The organism is Rhodococcus sp. IEGM 1372, assembly GCF_030056835.1.
Lineage (GTDB): Bacteria > Actinomycetota > Actinomycetes > Mycobacteriales > Mycobacteriaceae > Rhodococcoides.
This window is the reverse complement of sequence record NZ_JASHKS010000031.1, coordinates 1-19,150: the sequence shown is the minus strand read 5'-3', so window position 1 is coordinate 19,150 and position 19,150 is coordinate 1. Positions and strand designations below refer to the sequence as shown.

Here is a 19,150-nt window from a genome sequence, read left to right as displayed (position 1 = left end):
TCAGAACCTCTCCGGATCGAGGAGAGCGACGAACAGGTACACCGCAACACATGCGGCAACCACGAGACAGAGCAATTCGGTCATTGCTCGATCCTGAATCCCGCGACCGAGCCGAACCGCGTTCCTTACGCTTTCTTACGCCGTCGACCAGCGGTCATGACGCAGTTTTTACGTCAGCGCTCCTCGATGTCGTCGACGCGGATCTCCACGACATCGCGTCCGAGGGTGGTGCCCAGCAGATCCGACACGGTGTCGATCGCGATGGTCGCCAGCTCGTCTCCCGCGGCCTGCAGGTCGTCGCCGTACACCCCGATCACCGCGACGAACAGGCCGATACAGGCATGGTCGTCGAGGTCGAGGTCGATCTCGGTCGGCTGCGCGCCGCGTACGCCTGCGAGTGCCCGCCGGAGCGTCGTCTTGACGATGTGATCGCTGATCCGCAGCGAGTCCGCCGGTCCCGCCGTGGAGCCGAGCGGATACGCGCTGTCGATAGGCCACGTACGCCTGGTGGTGTTACGTACTTTCGTGAGGATGGACGCGCTGATGTCCACCCAATTCGGTTCCTGCGGTGCGTCCCGAAGTTCGGTGGCAGCACGCGCGAGAACCGAATCCGGATCTACTGGGTTCGCCATGTTGCCAACCTTTCGCTCAATGTTGCTCGTGCTCTGGTCAACTGACCACGTACTGCGCCTGCGGACAACGTCATGATCGCGCCGATCTCGGGATGCGTCAGGCCCTCGACCTCGCGAAGCAACCAACAGGCCCGCTGGCGGTACGGCAGCTCCGACAGCGCGACGCCCAGCTCGGTCATGAAGCTGTCGGCCTCGACATCGGCCTCTGGATTGCTGCCCGCGCCGGTGCTCTTGCGCTCGAACAACCAATCTTCGGCGGGTGGAACGCTGCGCTTGCGGCGATGGTCGATCACCTTGTGCGAGACCAACGAGAACAACCATGTTCGCAGAGCCGAGTCCCCACGGAAATTGTCGAGGCCCTTCCACGCTGCCACAAAAGCGTCCTGCACCACCTCCTCGGCGGCACCTTGATCGGACAGCATGTTGCGCGCATAGCGGAACATCTCCGGGCCGTAGCGCCGGACGATCTCCTCGAACGCATCGGTCTCGCCCAGCGCCGCAGCGCCGACGAGAACGCGGTCCGACGCGTCAACCCACTCCATCGGGCCCCCAGTTCGCTTCATCGTGGTCATCGATCACGCAAGTCTTTCGATACCGGTTTACCAGTGGACGTAATCTATGACGTAGGTCACTTTATTCGGACGTGCGTTTCACCGATCGAGCTACGACCAACTCCTGTCACACACTCTGCACCGAAGACACACAACGAAGAGAGGCATTCATGAGCTCCACGACGGACACCAAGGCAACCGTATCCGCAGCAGGCGAAGGAAAGACCGACATCACCACCAAGTCGGACTCCGTGCTCGTCAGCTCGCAGGGCCGCACCACCATTGCCGATACCGTCGTCTCCAAGATCGCCGGCATCGCCACCCGTGAGGTCCAGGGAGTGCACGCCGTCGGCGGCGGAGCCAGCCGCGCAATCGGCGCTCTCCGCGAGCGCATCCCCGGTGCCCGCGTCAACCAGTCGCAGGGCGTGTCGGTCGAGGTCGGCGAGCGTCAGGCAGCGGTCGACATCGACATCGTCGCCGACTACGGCGTTTCCATCGCAGACCTCGCAGCGGGCATCCGTCGCAACGTCATCAACGCCGTCGAGCGCATGACCGGCCTCGAGGTCACCGAGGTCAACATCGTCGTTCACGACATCTACCTCGACGACGGCTCGGACGACGAAGACACCACCAGCGAGCCCGCCACCACCCGAGTGCAGTGACCGACCCGCACATGACGGAACGTGACAGGTCCGAGGACATCGCCGACGCCGTACTGGCGATCGACGGTGTCGTCGGGCTGCACGGCGGCATGTTCGGTGAGGCCGCTACGTATCTGCCCGGGCGTCGTATCGCCGGCATCCGAATCGGTGAGGACGGGACCGAGGTCCACGTATCGCTGGAGTTCGGAGTCGCAGTCCGCGAGACGGCCGACGCAGTACGACGCACAGTGGCGACGATGGTCGACGGGCCCGTGCACGTCACCGTCGAGGACATTGTGCGAGTCTGACCAGGTGAACCAGCACGCAGCGCACGACCGAGCCGCCGAGTACAAGGCGGCTCGGCGCGCTGTGGCACGCGAACACCACCCCGACATCGGCGGCGACCCGGCCCGGTACATGGCCGCACTCGCAGATGTCGACCGAAGATTCGCGGTGCTGCCCTCGGCCCCTGTCAACGCAGCGAGCACACCGACGGTATTCCGTGCGTCCTCGATTCCGTCCCCGCTACGCACACTTCCCAAGCGGATCGCTCGTATCCGCAAACGCGTCACCAGGCGCAACTACTTCGAACTCTGAGTGGAGATCAAGACCATGACCACTGCAACCATCGGTTTGTTCGTGGGACTTCTGCTGGCCATCGCCGCAGCGGCAGGCGGCTTCACCGGCTTCCTCATCGCCATCGTTCTCGGCGGCCTCGGATTCTTCGTCGGCCGCTACATCGACGGCGAACTGGACCTGAACTCGATCATGCGTGGTCGCGGTCGTGACTGAGACAGCTGCGACCGACACCCCCGAGGACGCCGGCGAACGCGGATCACTGGAGATCAAGCACAAGGCCGTCGAGCGCCTGGCAGTACTCGCTGCCCGCAGCACCGACGCCGTTGCCGATCCTCAGCCGGGCCTGCGCGTCCTCGGTGGGCGTGACCTACCCAAGGCCGACGTGACGATCAACGGCTCCCGCGTTCGCGCCCAGGTCGCGGTGGCGGTCACCTGGCCATCGCCGCTGGCGAAGGTGGCCGCTGACGTTCGTGCCGCCGTGGCCCGGGATCTGTCCGAGCTGGGCATCTACACCGTCGATCGAGTCGACGTCACCGTCCAATGCGTACCCGCCGAAGCCACCGTCGAAGAAGGGAGAGTGCAATGACCGCGAAAGCGACGAAGAAGCCGGTAGCCAACCCCGCCGCCGCCGTACCCGCAATCCTGTTCGCACTCGTCCTCATCGGAGCCGGTGTGGTCCTCGGCCGAGAAGCGTTGCTGAACCTGGGTGCCATCGACGGCCCCGAGTGGGTCGGTCCCGCTGCCACGAACCTGGACGGGCTCACCGCGCAGAGTTGGATGCTGCCGGCCGGGATTGCCGCTGTCGTCGTCGGATTCATCCTCGTCCTGCTCGCCGTCAAGCCACGCCGGCGGACCCACCGTGCCCTCACCGAGCAGGACGTCTGGCTCCGCAAGGGTGACGTCGCCGCTGTTGCTCGCACCGCCGCTCTCGACAACGCCGGAGTCGACTCCGCGACGGCCAAGGCCGGCAACAAGAAGGTCACCGTCGCCGCGTCGACCGTGACGGGCACCGACACCGCAGCGCTGAAATCGTCGATCGCCACCTCCGTCGACGACGCTCTCCGCCCACTCGCGCCGGCACCGAAAGTCCGCACGCGAGTGCGAACGACAGGACAACCATCGTGAAACGCGCAACTGCCTCGGTCGACCGAACCAGTACGGCGGTCGTCGGACTCGCACTGATCGCCCTCGGCGGCGGAGCGATCGCGTGGGAACGTGGCCAGTTCCCGGGCCGCGAGCGCATCGATGCCGCGTTCGTCGACACCACCGTCGACGCCGGCTGGTGGCCCTGGGCTCTCGGAGCAGCCGCGATCGTTCTCGTACTTCTCGGATTGTGGTGGTTGCTCGCGCACCTGCCCCGCCGTTCGGTCGGCACCGTCGCGTTTTCGTCCACTGCAGACTCGGATGTCGACGGCAGGCTCAGTGTCGATCTGACCACCGCCGCCAAGAGTGCTGCCAAGTCCCTGGCAGCCCACGAGGGCGTCGTGTCTGCACACGGCCGATCGGTGTCGGACCGCGGTCAGCGAGTCGTCGAGATCACCGCGACCATCGATCCGGCCGTGACGACACTCGACAAGGTCTCCGCGGTCGCGGCACAGACGCGCAACGACATCGTGACGTCACTGGACGGTACTCCCGCCGCAGTGCGGATCCTGTTGCAGTGCGGAAAGTCTCGAAAGCAGTCCGTTCGCGTGAGCTGACTTCCGCTCGAACGCTCAGGAGAACTCGATCTCCCCGATCAGGCCGTGATGGTCCGATCCGGGGAGATCGATTCTTTCCAGCGACCGCGCATGGCCGGAGTTGGTGAGGATGTGGTCGATCCCGACGACAGCGGGCGTGCCTTTGTCCGTGGGATAGGTCGGGATCAGGCCCTTGCCCAATTGTGCTGCGGCGTCCGAGTATCCGACGTCGAGTAGGTTGCGGAACTTCTTGTGCGAGTACGTGGTGTTGAAGTCCCCGCTGACGATCACCCGGCCGGTGCCTGCCACCGCCTCCAAATCGTTTCGGAGCGTGTCCAATTCAGCGGTCCAGATGTCCGCCGGGGTGATGTAGGCGGGACCGGGATGCACGGCCAGCAGCGTGACCGGCTCGGAACCGGGGACCTCGACCTCGGTGGCGAGATTGACCGGGCCGTATCCGTCGAGCTGCCGGTTGTCCGAGATCGGGAATCGGCTGTAGATTCCGGCCCCGCCGCCGCCGGTCACGTGCGGCTCGAGGTAGCTGTAGGGAAAGAGTTCGTCCATACCGGCGTCACGGAGACCGACCACCGACGCGTCGGTCAGTTCCTGGATGGTGACGACATCGACGGCACTGTCGCGGGCCTGACCGACCACGGCAATGGGATCGGCCAGCCCGATCATCAGATTCGCCTGCATGACGCGCAACCGCACGCCCTCGCTGCCCGTCGCGTCCTCGGGTGCCGCGTCCGCCACGTAGAGCGGTGCGTAGGCCACTGCGCCTGCAGCGAGAACCAGTGCGGAGACTCCCGCCAGAACCCAGCGTCGACCGATCAACGCCACCAGGGCACCGACCACCACGGCGATGAACATCAGCGGAACGAACGACGCGAGCGCGATCAGGACGTTGACCCGGGTGTCGGTGTAGTAGACGCCCAGTGCCACGAGCCCAGTAGCGATGCCCAGAATGGCGATCGAGCCGGTGAGTATTCGTATCCAGGTTCGCTGCATCCGCCCTAGAGTAGCTACGCTCGCACGCCGCCGACCAACGCTCGGATGGTCGTCCAGGTCATCGACAACAAACCGCGAACCGCCGCGAACGAGAACGCAATGGACCACACCGTTCGTGTCGACGGTTCTTCGACCGGCACTCCGGCGAATCGATCGGACAACCAGTTCAAAGTCAGAGGCGCACCGATCGGGTGCAGCGACAGGTGTTCGCTCAGCCGATCCCGCAGATAGGTCACGTGGGCTCCGGCCTCGATGTACCGATCCACCTGCCCGTCGACGTCGTCGACGGCGATGATCTGATCGTGCACCGACTGAATGACCAGCAGCGGTGCCGTCGGGGCGGTGCGCCCGGGCTGAATATCCAGGAACACCTGCACGATCTCGGGCAGTGCCAACAGATCGGCCAGCGGAACGTCGATGTAGTGGTCCAGGTCGTGCCTGGCCAGTTTGGTCACGGCGCGCACTGTCGTCATCGACTCCACGGAATCGAGAATGCGCATTCCGTCCTCGTCGACGTGCTGACGGATCACCCGATCGAGCTCGGGGTAGGTCCGCCGCAGGCCGGCCACCACCAGTGTCGGCAATGCTGCGTGCAGCGTCGCATTGAGCCGGGTGAACGCCGAACCCGGATCGCCGACGGGGGAGCCGAGGGCGGCACCGACCAGCTCGATCTCCGGTGCGTATTCCGGAGCCATCTCCGCTGCCCAGGATGTTGCGAGCCCGCCGCCCGAGTAGCCCCACAGCGCGACCGGCGTGCTGTCGTTCAATTCGAGCGGCTCGAACGACAACGCCGCGCGGATGGCGTCGAGCGTGCAGAACCCGGGTTCCTGCGGCGAACCCCAGTGGCCGTCGGGTCCCTCGTGATCCGGGATCGAGATGGTCCACCCTCGGCGCAGGGCGTGCAGTACCAGCAGGAACTCGAACTGTGGGACCGCGCCGAACGCCCGCGAGCCACGCCGAAGCGCGTAGGACGGGAAGCACGAGGATGCGACGCCGTCGATCGCACACTGATACGACAGAAGTACCGGCTCCGCGTCCCGCGGGCGCAGCACCGTCGTGACGCTGGCCTGGGGATACCCACCGAGATCAGCGGTTCGATAGAGCAGCTGCCATGCATCGACTCGCTGGCGCACACGACCGAACATCGCGACCTCGACCGGCCGTACCTTGAGAATCGTCCCCGGTGGAGCCGCTTCGTACCCATCGGGCGCGGCGTAGAAGGGGTCGTCCTCCGGCCTGGTCGCGTCGCTCCGGCTCGGTGCTCGTTCCACCGGCCAGGGCTGTTCGTCCTCCATCGATCTGTCGACGCTCATGTCCCACCGCTTCTTGTCCGAGTCTCGCCGTCACACTAACTTGCCCTCAACGACTCCATTTCATGCAGCCTGCTGCCAATTGGTGATCAGGACGTCGGTCGCGTAGCTGAGGTCGAGGCCCTCCCCACCCCAGTTCGGGATTATGGCGTCGGGCGCGATGCCTTTGTGTCGCCGCCTGAGTTCGTCCGCGTCGCCGGACATCGTCGGCGCGTGAATCATCTCCATTCCCGAAGGATGGTGAAACGAGAAGCGTTGATCGTCGAGGGCTTCGATGAAGAAGTAGCCGTCGTGCAGCGCTCGATGGTGTTCGCCGCACAGCAGGACCAGGTTGTCGAGCGTGGTCTTGCCTCCCTGTGAGCGGTAGGTGACGTGATGGGCATGCAGAAATCGAGTGCGCCCACACCCGGGCACCGTGCAGCATCGATCCCGAATGATCAACTGCCGCAATTGGGTTCGGCTCGGCGCTTTCGCAGTCGAACTCCACCGCACAGTCTTGCCGAGGCGGCCGTGGCCGACCGTCCGCATGACCGCAGAACACAGCACCTGAGCCAACGTTTCGTCGTCCAGACCCGGGCCGTCGTCGAAATGGGCATGATCGTGACCCGCCTCGTCGATGCCGCCGAGGTGGACCAACACTTCCGCTGCCGGTGAGACCACCGGCGAATCCATTCCGGCACAGACCATCTCGGCCATGGCAATCATCGCCGGCACCGGGTTCGACGGTGCCGGAGCCGCCCGGTCACCCTCGGATTCGCCCTCGGTTCGGGTGCGCTCGTACTCCGCCCTGGTCAATGCAGCCAGAAACCGCTTGCCGTCCTCGGGCCGAAAGCGCGCCGTCAGCACGAGCGAGCCGTCGTCCTCGTCCCAGCGCCACCGCCCCACGGACGGATCGGCATCGACTCCGTTACCCCTGGTCGGACGCATCGCTTTCTTCAGGCCACGGCACAGACGCTCGATGTGGGCAGCAGGTGCATCGAGCGCCTTCTGCAGCAGCGACGCCTCGTTGTCGACCGTGGCCACCCTCGTCATCGCCCGAACCTTCGAGTAGGAAACCGTGCCGCTCAGGTACGCCGAGGTGATCAGCGGCAACTCCCGCATCGCCTTGGCCACCCGTACCTGCTCACGGGCCGTGTGCAGGTCGACTCCCGCACGCCACGACAACCAGTGCGCACAGGACCGCACTTCCCATCCCGCCCATCCGCGTCGAGCATCGAACTCACCCACCAGAATCAGATACTGCGCCGACGCCGCAGCGATCTGACCGGCCAGAGCGCAGATCTCGGTCTCGATTTCTCTCGTCTCGATCCGTCCCGCCTCGGATCCTGCCTCTTGCATGTCGCTCATGAACGCCCCCATTCATCGAATGCATGTTCGACGAAGCGTACGACGCGGTACCGACAAGAACTTCTCGACGAGGTCCGACGCGTCCCCGCGGGGACGTTCCGGGCTTGCTTTCTCGCTGTCCGGCCCGATACTGACACCGGATGCTGGTTCCGAGCGGAGGGCGGTAGGCGCACGTGAGCGACGACCCGCCGGTACCCGAGCAGGCCACGAGACATCCGGCACCGACTGGGCAGCGAATGCCCTACATGGCCGACGTCCGCAATCCTCTCGCGCGCTTTCGCAGTCCGCTGCGCAGCACGTGGTTGACGTCGCTGTTCGGTGCGGTGCTGCTCGTCGCGCTGCCGATCATCACGGTGACGGGGCTGCTCTCGTACAGCGCCTACGGACCGCAGTTCGGCCAGGCCAGACCCGGAGCCGTCGGGTGGCTGCGGTTGCCGTACTTCGACTGGCCCACCAACCCTGCCTGGCTGTACCAACTCACCCAGGGCCTGCACGTCGGGCTCGGGCTGATCATCGTGCCGCTCGTCATCGCCAAACTGTGGTCGGTGATGCCCAAGCTGGTCGAACTACCACCGGTCCGATCGCCGGCACATGCGCTCGAACGACTGTCGCTGTTGGCACTGGTCGGTGGCCTGCTGTTCGAGATCGTCACCGGCGTTCTCAACATCCAGTACGACTACGTGTTCGGTTTCGACTTCTACGCCGCTCACTACTTCGGTGCCTGGGTGTTCATCTCCGGATTTCTCGTGCACCTCGGTCTCAAGGTTCCGCTGATGTGGCGCACCCTGAGGTCCGAGTCCCTGATGGACGTGTTGCGGGCCCGCAACGAAGCTCCGGACCAGCAGTGCGACGACAGCCCCCCGTCGACCATGAGTCGACGCGGTGCCATCGGATTGGTCGCTGCCGGAATGGGTTTCGTCGCGGTGTTGACCGTCGGCCAGACGCTCGGAGGAGTGCTGCGCAAGGCCGCGATTCTGCTGCCTCGCGGACGCTCGTACGGTGACGGCCCCAACGACTTCCAGATCAACCGAACCGCCGAAGCTGCGGGGATCACCGAGGCGCAGACCGGGCCCGACTGGCAACTGACGATCAGCAGCGCAGCCGACGACGCCGTCCCGGTGGTGCTGTCTCGGGGCAGGCTGCTGTCGATGCCGCAGCGCACTGCCGAACTTCCGATCGCGTGCGTAGAAGGATGGTCGACCACGCAGACGTGGACCGGCGTCCCGTTGGCCGAACTCGCCGCGCTCGCAGGCGTACCCGCACCGCGATCGGCCGAGGTCACTTCGCTCGAGCAGAACGGTGCATTCACGCGCGCGGTACTACAGGGAAATCAAGCGAGCCATCCGGATTCGTTGCTCGCGTTGCAAGTCAACGGCGTGGATCTCTCGCTCGATCACGGATTTCCCGCGCGCGTGATCGTGCCTGCGCTGCCGGGCGTACACAACACCAAATGGGTTGCCACCATCGTGTTCCGTTCGTGACTTCCGGCTGTGCGCTTTTCAAACCTCCGTGAATGGTAAAGAATCTTTCTTCGGTGGCCCGTGGGGCTGCCGACGAGGGTGTGTTCTCTCGCCTCGATGAGTTCCGAAGGTCATGCCACGATGCTTGCTTTGTCCAGAGGCCTCCTCGCCGCAGGTGCAGCGCTCACGCTGCTGTTCGCCGCAGGATGCTCGTCGTCCGAATCGGGCAATGCCGTTGCCGCAGACACCACCACCTCGTCCTCCACGTCCGCCGCGGCCGGCACCACCGATGACGTATCCGGCCAGGAAGGCATCGACGCCGGCGGCTCCACCGACATCGACGTCGAGATCGGTCAATGCGTCCAACTCGGCGGAACGATGACGGCCGCCACCATCGAGAACGCCGAATGCGGCAGCATGGAATCGAACTACAAGGTCATCGCCAAGGCCGAGCAGAACGAGCAGTGCCCCACCGACGTGAATCAGACCTACTACGAGACACTCGACGGTGTGGAGCAGGGGGCACTGTGCCTCGACGTCGACTGGGTCGTCGACGCTGCATGAGCGTGCCCACCGTCGGTATGGACGAGCCCTCACGAGTCGACTGCAACGACCCCACCGCGACCGACGTCGAACAGGTCACCGAGATCAAGACCGGTACCGCCGATCCCAACGAATGCCCCGAGGGTGGATTCGCCTACGATTCAAGGCAATTCGTCGTCTGCACCACGACGATCTCCTAGTCGAGCTGCGCCGTCACCATCTGCGTGACGTAGCGGTAGTCCACGTAGCTGTGGCGGGCGATGGCCGCGTGTACTGCGCCCAGGACCTCGCCGCGGCGCACGTCGTCCAGGGCTAGATGGCTCGAGTACGTGGCGGCCATGGCGCAGAATTCATCTGCGGAATAGCGCTGAACCCATTCGTATGTCGAGGTCGTCCACGGACCGAAGCCGGCAGCGCGGGGCACGTTCGACTCCGGTTGCGCACCGAGAGAGTGCGCCAACAGTGGTGCCGCTGCCGGCTCGGTTGCGTCGTAGGCCGCCCTGACCGCTTCCCATGCCGGGCCCTCTAGGTCGCCCGGCATGTTCCACCACAACCGAAGGACGCCGCCGGGGACCAACGCGCGGGCCGCTACTGCAGCTCCTTGCTCGTGGTTCACCCAATGCCAGGATTGGGCGGCAACGACTACATCGAACGACGCCGCCGGGACTGCACAATCCTCGAACCGTGACACCTGCACTTCGACGGCGAGATTCGCGGTGCGACGCTCGACGATGTCGGCCATACCCAAATCCGGTTCCACCGCAACGACGGACGCACCGAGTTCGGCCAAGGCGACGGTGGCTTTACCGGTACCTGCTCCCGCCTCGAGCACTCGCAGCCCGTCGCCGGTCATGATGTCCGCGTACAACTCGGCGGGGTAGCCGGGACGGGCCCGGTCGTAATTCCCGGCAACCTTGCCGAAGCTCAGTGCACGCGATGACTGCTGTCCGTCGGTCACCGTATCGACGGTACCGAGCGCTGACTTGCCAGGAACCGTACGTTTCGTAAAGAGTGAGACAGGTCACTGAGCAACCCCCGGCGCACGAGGAGAATCGATGACCGAGACCACTGCACCTCCGAAATGGAAGGTGGTCGGCCCCGGACTCGTGGTCGCCGCAACCGGCATCGGGGCTGCCGACCTCGTCGCGACTCTGGTGGCCGGCTCGCGCTACGGCTACGCACTGCTCTGGGTCATCATCGTCGGCGTCGTCATGAAAGTCGTTCTGGTGGAAGGTGCCGGCCGCTACACGTTGGCGTCGGGCAACACGATCTTTCAGGGCTGGCGTTCGCTGGGTAAGTGGACGACGGTCTATTTCGCGCCGTACATCGTGATCTGGGGATTCGTCTACGGTGCTGCGGCGATGTCGTCGAGCGCGTTGCCGATCGTCGCGCTGTTCCCGGCCTTGGATCTGAAGGTTGTCGCCATCGCGTCCGGGCTCCTCGGGTTCGCGTTGATCTGGCTCGGTAGCTACGGGTTCTTCGAGAAGATCATCACCGTCTTCGTGGGCATCATGTTCGTGACCGTGATCGGTGCTGCGGTAGTAGCGGTTCCGAACGTTCCCGCCATCGTCAAGGGCATCGTCCCCACCATCCCCGACGGCTCCATCGTGTACGTCCTCGGCCTCGCAGGTGGCGTCGGCGGCACCATCACGCTCGCCGCATACGGCTACTGGCTGCGCGAGAAAGGCTGGATCACACCGAAATTCATGCGCGTCATGCGCATCGACAATTCGATGGCCTACGTCATCTCCGGAATCTTCGTCCTCGCCATGCTCATCGTCGGTGCCGAGCTGCTGTACTCGTCGCAGATCGCGATCTCCACCGGCGATCAGGGCCTGATTCAACTCTCCGACGTGCTCGCCGAGCGCTACGGCACGGTGTTCGGGTACGTCTTCCTCATCGGATTCTGGTCGGCGTCGTTCTCGTCCCTGATCGGGGTGTGGAACGGAGTGAGCCTGATGTTCGCGGACTTCGTCGGCAATCTGAAGGGGCTCGAACAGGGCCACCCCGAAACACGCGTGGGCGGTAAGTACTTCCGCTGGTACGTCGCATGGTTGACGTTCCCGCCGATGGCGCTGCTGTGGCTGGACCAACCGATCGGACTCGTGCTCGCATACGGCGTCCTCGGGGCGGTCTTCATGCCGTTCCTGGCGGTGACGCTGTTGATTCTGCTCAACAGCGATCGGGTGCCACAGCAGTGGCGCAACGGCTGGTTCACCAACCTGACGCTGGGTATCTGCGCATTCCTGTTCGCGTGGCTCGCCGTCGACCAGGTCTTGGACGCACTCGACAAATACGTGTACTAGTCGGCCGCTTCCAGGCGGGCGCGCAGCGTCGACTCCGTGTGCTTGATCGCCTGACCCACAACGGGTTCGACCACAGCGCCGAGCACCTTGCCTGCAATTCCGCCGGGAAGGCTGTAGCGGAACACCACATCCAGACGGGTACCGCCGTCCGCCGTGTCGGAGAACGACCACGTGGACGAGTTGGACAGGCCCTCGACCGATTCGAGCGTGAGCCTCTCGTTGTGGACCCATTCGGTCACGTGCACAACGGAGGTGAGAGCCTTCGGACCGATCTGCATCGTCGCGTCGTACGTGGCTCCGAGACCGGACAAAATGTCGCTCCTCGGCTCGAACCGGGTGATGCCGAACATCCACTGCGGGACGTTTCTGAAGTCGTCCATGTAGGCGAATGCCGCATCACGACTGGTCGACGCCACGGCCGAACGATTGATTTCACGCACTCGTGCACCCTAGTACATGCTACGGCGTGTTACGCATACTTTGGCGGTCCGTTTCAGCGGCGTACGTATCCCGCCTGCATATCAACCACGTTGACCAATGCCGAACCGCGGACGTATCGCTGCAGATTGTCCTCGAACAGTGCCCACAGACGCTCCGCGAAATCGTCGGAGTCGCCCGCCAGATGCGCGGTCAGGATGACGTTGTCCATGTCCCACAGCGGGCTCGTGTCCGGCAATGGTTCGACCTCGAACACGTCCAACACGGCCCACCCGATCGCTCCGGATCCCAGGGCATCGCACAGGGCCCGCTCATCGACGACGGGACCGCGGGCGATGTTGACCAGGCCTGCATCGGAACGCATGGCCGCCAGCACCGCCGCGTCGACGAGTCCGCGCGAGGCATCGGTCAGCGGTGTCGCCAACACGATCACGTCGTATTCGCCTGCATACGAGGGCAATTCTCGAAAGTTTCGGATCCGCGAGAACTCCGAATCGCCCGGTCGCTCGGACGTTGCCGCCGCCTCGACGCGCATACCGAGCGCGCCGAGTACGCGTCCGATCTCGCGTCCGATCGAACCGGGACCGACGACGAGGGCGGCGCGACCGTGAATTCCGCCGGCAACTCTGTGCTCCCACACCCGCTCGCGCTGACGAGCAAGCGCCCGGGGCAGCTTCTTGACCGACGCCAGAATGCCGGCTGCGACGTACTCGGCGATGGCACGGTCGAGGATGCCACCGGAATTGGTCAGCGTCCACGGACTCTCGCGCAGAACCGGATCCAGCAGTCGATCGACTCCGGCACTCGACGCGTGGATCCAGCGAAGATTCTCGGCACCGGGCCACACGCCCCGCAGATCGGCAGTCTCGAAGGTCCGAAACAGCAGCACCTCGGCCCACGACACCGCGTCGGCGAGTTCGTCCATGAGGCAGCTTCGGAAGTCGACTCCATCGATCAGGGGGAAGGTCCTCCGGTCCGAACCGCTCTCGACCACAAGCACGTTCACCACAGAACTCGCCACCTCCGTACCATGGCACCGTGCTCACCGTGGAACCCGCAACTGCCGCCGACGCGGCAACGATACTCGGCCTCCGGCACGCCGCCGAGGACTGGCTCTCGGATCGAGGAATCGATCAGTGGACGCCACGCGAGGTGCCCCTCGGCACTGTCGCAGCGCAGATCGAGGCAGGAGAGTTCTACGTCGCCCGACGCGATCCCGGCGGCCCGATAGTCGGAGCACTGCGCTTGATCGGATCCGACCCGACCATCTGGCCCGAGCACGACGAACTGGCCTGCTACGTACACGGATTGGTGATCGACAGAAGCGAGGCCGGTACCGGCCTCGGCGCGTCGCTGCTCGAGTGGGCGTCGGAGCAGACTCGCCGGGAAGGACGCTCGCTGCTGCGTCTGGACTGCGCCGAGACCAACGGTGCGTTGCGCAGCTACTACCTCGATCAGGGGTTCCGCTACGTCGGCCGCCGCGAGTTCGCCGAGGGCAGTGCATGGTTCAGCGTTGCCCTTTTCGAGAAGCCGACCGATCGGTAGTGTCTCGTCCATGGGCGAGAACCGGGATCGTATGCTGCGCGGAGAACTGTACCGAGACAACGATCCCGAACTGGTGGCGTCTCGGGTGGCGTGCGGCAGGCTATTGGACCGATTCAACGCAACCGACGCAGACCGGAACGAAGAGCGTCGGGAGATTCTCGGCGAATTGCTCGGATCCTTCGGAGACGATTCGTGGATCATGCCCAGGTTCCAATGTGATTACGGCACAAACATTTCCATCGGATCGAACAGTTTCCTCAACTACGACGCGATCCTGTTGGACTGCGCGCCCATCACCATCGGCGACGATGTGTCGATCGGACCACGGGCACAACTACTGACGCCGCTGCACCCCATGGAGGATCACGAGGCGCGCCGAACACGCTGGGAGAGCGCTCTTCCCATCGTCATCGGGAACAACGTCTGGCTGGGCGGCGGAGTCATCGTGTGCCCGGGCGTCACGATCGGCGACAACTCGGTGATCGGTGCAGGCAGCGTCGTCACCCGGGACGTGCCGTCGCGCACCTTCGCTGCCGGCAACCCGAGTCGGACCATTCGCGCCCTACCGTGAGATCACCTCGTGCAAGATCTTGTCGGAGTCACCGACGAGGGTGCCGACGGCCATCCGGGCGCCCCACCAGATGCCCAACCACCCGATAGCCGCGGCCACGGGAACGGACAGGTACGCGAACGCACCGGGCAGGAGCAGTGCCAGCAGCAGACCGGGCACCACCGACACTCCGAGTACGACCATCGACAGCAAGATCAATGCGAACGAACCTCCGTTGAACGACCCTCGGGTGTTCAGCGAAAAGGCCTTGGTGGGTTCGGGGACCGGGTAGGCGGCACGGACCGAGATCACGACGATGAGCCCTGCACTGACCCCGAGCATCGACAGCGTCACCGAAATGGGGACCGCCAGCCGGTCGAGCCCGAGGTCACCGAACACTCGGACCACCGTCGTCGACACGATAGCGAACGGTGCCGCAACCATCAGCCACGCGATCTGCCGACCACGGACGTCGTCGCGCAGAGCCTGCGGAATCATCACCAGATGCCACATCGAACCGCCGTCGAGGCCGTACAGATTCGATCCCGCGCCCATCGCCATGTAGATCACCATCCACGCACCCCACTCTGCGGTGAACGGAATCGAGTCGGTCAGCAACGGCTGAGACATCGCCACGGTGACCACCCTGGACAGCGTCACGAAGAGTACGACGGTCGCAGGCCAGGCCACCAGGGCAAGCGGAAGTGCTGCGAGAGAACGGGACACGGCATAGATCGGGATCGACGCGGTCGCGATGGCTGTCAACGGCACGAGCATCCCGTACGCCGAGGTGGCCAACAGGGCACGCGCCAGGCGTGAGGGTTTCACCGACAGCATCTGGAAGTGGCGGGGCTGGATGTTGTCGTCGGAGATACCCGAGAGCACCGGGAACAGCACCCAGCTCAGACCGATCAGTGTCAGCCCGAGGCTCACGGTGCCGCCGACCAACACCTGCGAGGCTCCACTGCGCGCAGACAACACACACGCCAATACCGCGAAGACCAGCCCCAGCAACCCGAACACGCTTTTCACCACTGCTTGGCCGCCCCTGAATTGCCTGCGGTAGAGCGTGATTCGCATCTGAAAGACGGTTCGACCGAGAGACGTCACGAGCGCATCCAGGACAGGCCGTCGGGGTTCTGTTCGCGGGTACCGACCAGGCGAACGAAGGCGTCGTCCAGACTTCCGCCGGCGCGGACCTCGTCCACCGTGCCCGCAGCCACGACTCGGCCACCGGTGATGACGCCGACGTGGGTACAGAGCTGCTCGACGAGTGCCATCACGTGACTCGACAGGATCACCGATCCGCCGGACCGGACGAACTGGACCAGAATGGTGCGAATGGTGGTGGAGGAGATGGGGTCGACCGCCTCGAAGGGCTCGTCCAGCACCAACAGCCGGGGGCCGTGCAGCAGCGCCGAGGCCAGCCCGATCTTCTTGGTCATACCCGCTGAATAGTCGGCGATGACGGTTCCCCCGGCGTCGGCAAGATCCAATGCGTCCAACAGCTCGTCTCGACGCTGCGCAATCACGTCCTCGGGCATTGCGCGCAGTCGTCCGAAGTAGGTCAGAAGCTCGTGGCCGGTGAACTGGGATGGCAGAGCGAGCCCGTCGGGCAGTACTCCGAGTAGCTCTTTCGCGGCGATGGGGTCGGCCCAGACGTCTCGTCCGAACACCAGACTTCGGCCGTACTGTGGCCTGAGCAGACCGACTGCCATGGACAGACACGTCGTCTTGCCTGCGCCGTTGGGGCCGACGAGCCCGAACATCGAACCGGGTGGAACCATCAGCGACAGGTCGTCGACTGCAACTTTGGGGCCGAAAGCCATACAGAGGTGCTCGATCAGCAGGGCAGCAGAATTCGTTTGCACGGGTAACAGACTAACCGGTATGGGACGGTTCGTCATCCGGTATCGATCAGCCGTCCCGGTACCATCTGGGCATGAATCGCACGGCAGTGGTCACCGGAGCTTCGTCGGGTATCGGACACGCGGTTGCGCAGGCGCTCCTCGCCCGGGGGTATCGAGTGATCGGCACCTCCCGCAATCCGGACTCGATGACCGACGCGCAACGGGCCACCGGCGTCGAGTATCGCGCTCTCAACCTCACCGATGCCGACTCGATCCGGAACTTCGTCGCCGATCTCGGTGTCGTCGACGTGTTGGTCAACAACGCCGGTGAGAGTCAGTCCGGGCCGTTCGAGGAGCTGCCGACCGATGCCATCGAGCGGTTGTTCCAGTTGAACGTCTTCGGTGCAGTGACGCTGTCCCAGGGCGTCATTCCCGGTATGCGCGAGCGTGGCTACGGCCGCATCGTGATGATCGGATCGATGCTGGCGAGCTTCCCGCTCGCCTACCGCTCGTCGTACGCGTCGACGAAGGCCGCCATCAAGGGCTTCTCCGATGCCGCGCGCCTGGAACTCTCGCCCTTCGGCGTGTGGATGACCACCGTCGAGCCGGGCTCGATCAACACCGGAATCAGTGAGCGTCGGACCAAATACATCGCACCGGATTCGGTCCACCGAGACGACTTCCACACCGCGATCTCGTCCCTGGACCGCAAGGAGGGAACCGGCATCTCCGCCGAGCAAGTCGCGGAGGTGGTGTTGAAGGCCATCGAGGCAGACAAGCCGAAACCGTTGTACGCCAGAGGAAGCAACGCACCGGTCGTGTTCATGGCGCGGCGATTGCTCCCGGCGACCTTCATGGAGAAGACAATTGCGAAGATGTTCGGGCTGAAGAGATAGTTTGAACCTCTGACCTGGTGGAATACAGCCGGGTGAACTATTTCCCTCTCGACTTACCGTGATAGAAACTCTCGGCTTGGTCCTGGCCGCCACGGGTCTGATCGTCGCCGCACAGGTGATCTCGAAGAAGACGACGCTGCCCGCGGCCGCGTTGCTGACCCTCGCCGGCCTGGCGGTCTCGGCATCGGCGTTGCCCGACATCGTTCTCGACCCCGAGGTCGTTCTGACCCTGGTAATTCCGCCGCTGCTCTACAGCGCTGCGCTGAACTCTTCACTGATCGCCATCCGCCGCAACGTATGGACGATTCTGAGCTTGTCCGTGGCCTTGGTGGTGGCCACGGCAGCACTGGTGGGAGTGGGCCTTTGGCTGCTCGTGCCCGGCATCACGTTGGCGGCCGGTATGGCGCTGGGTGCTGCCGTGGCACCACCGGACCCGGTGGCGGCGCTCGCGGTGGGTCGACGCGCGGGCATCCCACCGAAGCTGGTGACGCTCATCGAAGGCGAGGGACTGCTGAACGATGCGACCGCGCTGACGATGCTGACCGTGGCGATCGCCGCGATCTCGAGTCAGGACATGACAGCCGCCCATGCCGCGGGATTGTTCGTGCTCGCCGCAGCAGGCGGCATCGTCGTGGGCCTCATCGTTGCACTACTGATTCGATTGGTGCAGAGGTTCGTTCACGATTCGCTACTGCTCAATATCGTGTCGCTGTCGACGCCGTTCGTCGCGTACCTCGCGGCCGAAGAAGTGCATGCGTCCGGGGTGTTGGCGGTCGTCGTTGCAGCATTGGTGATCGGTCACCACACCCGTCACGCCATCTCCGGAGCCAGCCGCCTACAGACCAGCGCGGTGTGGCGATTGATCGATCTTCTGCTGGAAGGCTTTGTGTTCCTGTTGATCGGCGAGCAGTTGCCCACCGTGGTGGGCGGCCTGTCGGCCTACTCGGGGACGACCATCGCCCTGGCAGTCACGGTCACGCTCGCCGGCGTCCTCCTGCTGCGGCCGCTGTGGTTGCTGACCACGGGGCTGTCCGCCCGCGAGGCGGTGGTGATGAGTTGGGCAGGCACTCGCGGAGTCATCACCGTCGCCGCCGTCTTCACGTTGCCGCTCACCATCGACTCGGGCGAGCCGTTCGAGAGCCGAGATCTGCTGCTGTTCTGCGCATTTCTCGTCGTGCTGGTGACGGTGATAGGTCAGGGGCTGACATTCGCGCCACTGGTACGCAGGTTGAACGTCGTGGCCGATCCCGCAGAGGAGGCGCGACTACGGAACGAAGCGCGCGAGGGTTCGACGAAAGCTGCTCTGTCACAGTTGGATCGAATAGCCGACGAGGAGAACCTGGACGACGAGGGTCGGGAGATATTGCGGCACGAGTTGGAACACCGCATCGACCGCTACCACCGCCGGCTCGATCACCTCGACGAATCCGAAGTGGGCGATTCGGTAATTTCACCGGAGCAGATCGCCGCGATGAGTACCCGGCGACGCATCCTGGCCGTCGAGCGTGAGGAGTTGCTGTGCTGGCGAGACGCCGGCCGGTTACCGGACAACAGCATGCGCAGCCTCGAACACGAACTCGACCACGAGGAGCACTCCTTCCGCCCGCACCGAGAAACCGACTAACCGGCGATCGCCGCGTGCATTTCCCACACGATCACTTCGGCTCCGGTTGCGGTGCTCAGTTTCTGCCCGCCGCCTCCGGAGATCCGCACGGCGTCGCCCTCGGCAAGTACGCCGACACCCTCGAGCATCGCTTCACGACGGGTTCACGTGGTCGTCGCAACGAGCAGTCGTTTGTTGTACTCCTCGAGTGG

Annotated in this window: 24 protein-coding genes and 2 pseudogenes; 14 read left to right on the top strand and 12 right to left on the bottom strand. The window is 64.6% G+C overall.

Going from position 1 to position 19,150, the window contains the following annotated elements:
• The 3 genes from QM590_RS20100 to QM590_RS20090 form a co-directional block, all read right to left on the bottom strand.
• Complete coding sequence (locus QM590_RS20100) at nucleotides 1-84, bottom strand: potassium-transporting ATPase subunit F (RefSeq protein WP_082898670.1); 84 nt, start codon at nucleotides 82-84, stop codon at nucleotides 1-3.
• Nucleotides 85-173: 89 nt separating this feature from the next.
• Entirely contained in the window at nucleotides 174-632 is a 459-nt protein-coding gene (locus tag QM590_RS20095) for a hypothetical protein (RefSeq protein ID WP_269596154.1), read from the bottom strand.
• A complete protein-coding gene (locus QM590_RS20090) occupies nucleotides 617-1,174 on the bottom strand; it encodes an RNA polymerase sigma factor (protein ID WP_176460455.1) in 558 nt (185 codons plus the stop codon). The genes QM590_RS20095 and QM590_RS20090 overlap by 16 nt, the downstream gene beginning before the upstream one ends.
• Before the next feature lie 179 nt (nucleotides 1,175-1,353).
• Between QM590_RS20090 and QM590_RS20085 the strand changes: the two genes are divergently transcribed.
• Genes QM590_RS20085 through QM590_RS20055 form a run of 7 tightly spaced genes read left to right on the top strand, consistent with a single transcriptional unit; the run spans nucleotide 1,354 to nucleotide 4,103 of the window.
• Nucleotides 1,354-1,845 carry an Asp23/Gls24 family envelope stress response protein gene (locus QM590_RS20085; protein WP_068049443.1) on the top strand — a complete coding sequence of 164 codons (492 nt, stop codon included), beginning with the start codon at nucleotides 1,354-1,356 and terminating at the stop codon, nucleotides 1,843-1,845.
• 11 nt (nucleotides 1,846-1,856) lie between these two features.
• Nucleotides 1,857-2,132: an Asp23/Gls24 family envelope stress response protein gene (locus QM590_RS20080; RefSeq protein WP_068049455.1), complete on the top strand. Its 276-nt coding sequence runs from the start codon at nucleotides 1,857-1,859 to the stop codon at nucleotides 2,130-2,132.
• 4 nt (nucleotides 2,133-2,136) lie between these two features.
• Entirely contained in the window at nucleotides 2,137-2,421 is a 285-nt protein-coding gene (locus QM590_RS20075) for a hypothetical protein (RefSeq protein WP_269596155.1), read from the top strand.
• A gap of 15 nt (nucleotides 2,422-2,436) precedes the next feature.
• Nucleotides 2,437-2,616 carry a hypothetical protein gene (locus QM590_RS20070; RefSeq protein WP_027495126.1) on the top strand — a complete coding sequence of 60 codons (180 nt, stop codon included), beginning with the start codon at nucleotides 2,437-2,439 and terminating at the stop codon, nucleotides 2,614-2,616.
• Entirely contained in the window at nucleotides 2,609-2,989 is a 381-nt protein-coding gene (locus tag QM590_RS20065; protein ID WP_068049453.1) for an Asp23/Gls24 family envelope stress response protein, read from the top strand. The genes QM590_RS20070 and QM590_RS20065 overlap by 8 nt, the downstream gene beginning before the upstream one ends.
• Nucleotides 2,986-3,528 (top strand): DUF6286 domain-containing protein, encoded by a 543-nt coding sequence (locus QM590_RS20060; RefSeq protein WP_094638314.1) that lies wholly within the window; start codon nucleotides 2,986-2,988, stop codon nucleotides 3,526-3,528. The genes QM590_RS20065 and QM590_RS20060 overlap by 4 nt, the downstream gene beginning before the upstream one ends.
• Nucleotides 3,525-4,103, top strand: coding sequence for a hypothetical protein (locus QM590_RS20055; RefSeq protein WP_094638315.1), 579 nt, complete (start codon nucleotides 3,525-3,527; stop codon nucleotides 4,101-4,103). Before QM590_RS20060 ends, QM590_RS20055 begins: the two co-directional genes overlap by 4 nt.
• A gap of 15 nt (nucleotides 4,104-4,118) precedes the next feature.
• Here the strand turns inward: QM590_RS20055 and QM590_RS20050 are convergent, their stop codons facing one another.
• From QM590_RS20050 to QM590_RS20040, 3 genes are read right to left on the bottom strand one after another with little or no spacing between them, the layout of a single operon-like run.
• Nucleotides 4,119-5,090 (bottom strand): endonuclease/exonuclease/phosphatase family protein, encoded by a 972-nt coding sequence (locus QM590_RS20050; RefSeq protein ID WP_269596157.1) that lies wholly within the window; start codon nucleotides 5,088-5,090, stop codon nucleotides 4,119-4,121.
• A 14-nt stretch (nucleotides 5,091-5,104) separates the two neighbouring features.
• The gene (locus QM590_RS20045) at nucleotides 5,105-6,403 is read right to left on the bottom strand and encodes a lipase family protein (RefSeq protein ID WP_269596158.1); all 1,299 of its coding nucleotides are present in this window, start codon (nucleotides 6,401-6,403) and stop codon (nucleotides 5,105-5,107) included.
• A gap of 60 nt (nucleotides 6,404-6,463) precedes the next feature.
• Nucleotides 6,464-7,747, bottom strand: a complete 1,284-nt coding sequence (locus QM590_RS20040) for an HNH endonuclease signature motif containing protein (RefSeq protein WP_269596159.1) — start codon at nucleotides 7,745-7,747, stop codon at nucleotides 6,464-6,466.
• A 236-nt stretch (nucleotides 7,748-7,983) separates the two neighbouring features.
• Here QM590_RS20040 and QM590_RS20035 point away from each other — a divergent pair, with 236 nt between their 5' ends.
• Both QM590_RS20035 and lppU read left to right on the top strand, forming a co-directional pair.
• Nucleotides 7,984-9,228: a molybdopterin-dependent oxidoreductase gene (locus QM590_RS20035; RefSeq protein WP_269596169.1), complete on the top strand. Its 1,245-nt coding sequence runs from the start codon at nucleotides 7,984-7,986 to the stop codon at nucleotides 9,226-9,228.
• 120 nt (nucleotides 9,229-9,348) lie between these two features.
• Nucleotides 9,349-9,950: pseudogene (gene lppU / locus QM590_RS20030) on the top strand (LppU family putative lipoprotein).
• Here lppU and QM590_RS20020 read toward each other — a convergent pair.
• The gene (locus QM590_RS20020; RefSeq protein WP_269596162.1) at nucleotides 9,947-10,708 is read right to left on the bottom strand and encodes a class I SAM-dependent methyltransferase; all 762 of its coding nucleotides are present in this window, start codon (nucleotides 10,706-10,708) and stop codon (nucleotides 9,947-9,949) included. The pseudogene lppU and the gene QM590_RS20020 sit on opposite strands and share 4 nt — an antisense overlap.
• Nucleotides 10,709-10,805: 97 nt before the next feature.
• Here QM590_RS20020 and QM590_RS20015 point away from each other — a divergent pair, with 97 nt between their 5' ends.
• A complete protein-coding gene (locus QM590_RS20015; protein WP_068049426.1) occupies nucleotides 10,806-12,056 on the top strand; it encodes an Nramp family divalent metal transporter in 1,251 nt (416 codons plus the stop codon).
• On the opposite strand, the gene QM590_RS20010 is transcribed toward QM590_RS20015, so the two are convergent.
• Together QM590_RS20010 and QM590_RS20005 are read right to left on the bottom strand one after the other, a co-directional pair.
• Nucleotides 12,053-12,496: an SRPBCC family protein gene (locus QM590_RS20010; RefSeq protein ID WP_082898666.1), complete on the bottom strand. Its 444-nt coding sequence runs from the start codon at nucleotides 12,494-12,496 to the stop codon at nucleotides 12,053-12,055. The genes QM590_RS20015 and QM590_RS20010 overlap by 4 nt on opposite strands.
• A gap of 53 nt (nucleotides 12,497-12,549) precedes the next feature.
• A complete protein-coding gene (locus QM590_RS20005; RefSeq protein WP_269596163.1) occupies nucleotides 12,550-13,419 on the bottom strand; it encodes a D-2-hydroxyacid dehydrogenase in 870 nt (289 codons plus the stop codon).
• Nucleotides 13,420-13,532: 113 nt separating this feature from the next.
• On the opposite strand from QM590_RS20005, the gene QM590_RS20000 reads away from it, so the two are divergent.
• Both QM590_RS20000 and QM590_RS19995 read left to right on the top strand, forming a co-directional pair.
• On the top strand, nucleotides 13,533-14,039 hold the full coding sequence (locus QM590_RS20000) for a GNAT family N-acetyltransferase (protein WP_269596164.1): 507 nt from the start codon (nucleotides 13,533-13,535) through the stop codon (nucleotides 14,037-14,039).
• Nucleotides 14,040-14,049: 10 nt separating this feature from the next.
• Complete coding sequence (locus QM590_RS19995) at nucleotides 14,050-14,610, top strand: sugar O-acetyltransferase (protein WP_269596165.1); 561 nt, start codon at nucleotides 14,050-14,052, stop codon at nucleotides 14,608-14,610.
• On the opposite strand, the gene QM590_RS19990 is transcribed toward QM590_RS19995, so the two are convergent.
• A complete protein-coding gene (locus tag QM590_RS19990; protein WP_269596166.1) occupies nucleotides 14,602-15,669 on the bottom strand; it encodes a hypothetical protein in 1,068 nt (355 codons plus the stop codon). The genes QM590_RS19995 and QM590_RS19990 overlap by 9 nt on opposite strands.
• 26 nt (nucleotides 15,670-15,695) lie before the next feature.
• Nucleotides 15,696-16,496 (bottom strand): ABC transporter ATP-binding protein, encoded by an 801-nt coding sequence (locus QM590_RS19985; protein WP_149406766.1) that lies wholly within the window; start codon nucleotides 16,494-16,496, stop codon nucleotides 15,696-15,698.
• 35 nt (nucleotides 16,497-16,531) lie between these two features.
• Here QM590_RS19985 and QM590_RS19980 point away from each other — a divergent pair, with 35 nt between their 5' ends.
• Nucleotides 16,532-17,335, top strand: coding sequence for an SDR family oxidoreductase (locus tag QM590_RS19980; RefSeq protein ID WP_269596167.1), 804 nt, complete (start codon nucleotides 16,532-16,534; stop codon nucleotides 17,333-17,335).
• Between the two features lie 58 nt (nucleotides 17,336-17,393).
• On the top strand, nucleotides 17,394-18,959 hold the full coding sequence (locus tag QM590_RS19975) for a Na+/H+ antiporter (protein WP_269596168.1): 1,566 nt from the start codon (nucleotides 17,394-17,396) through the stop codon (nucleotides 18,957-18,959).
• Here the strand turns inward: QM590_RS19975 and QM590_RS19970 are convergent.
• Nucleotides 18,956-19,099, bottom strand: a pseudogene (locus tag QM590_RS19970) (pirin family protein); the annotation flags it as partial. The gene QM590_RS19975 and the pseudogene QM590_RS19970 overlap by 4 nt on opposite strands.
• Nucleotides 19,100-19,150 lie beyond the last annotated feature (51 nt).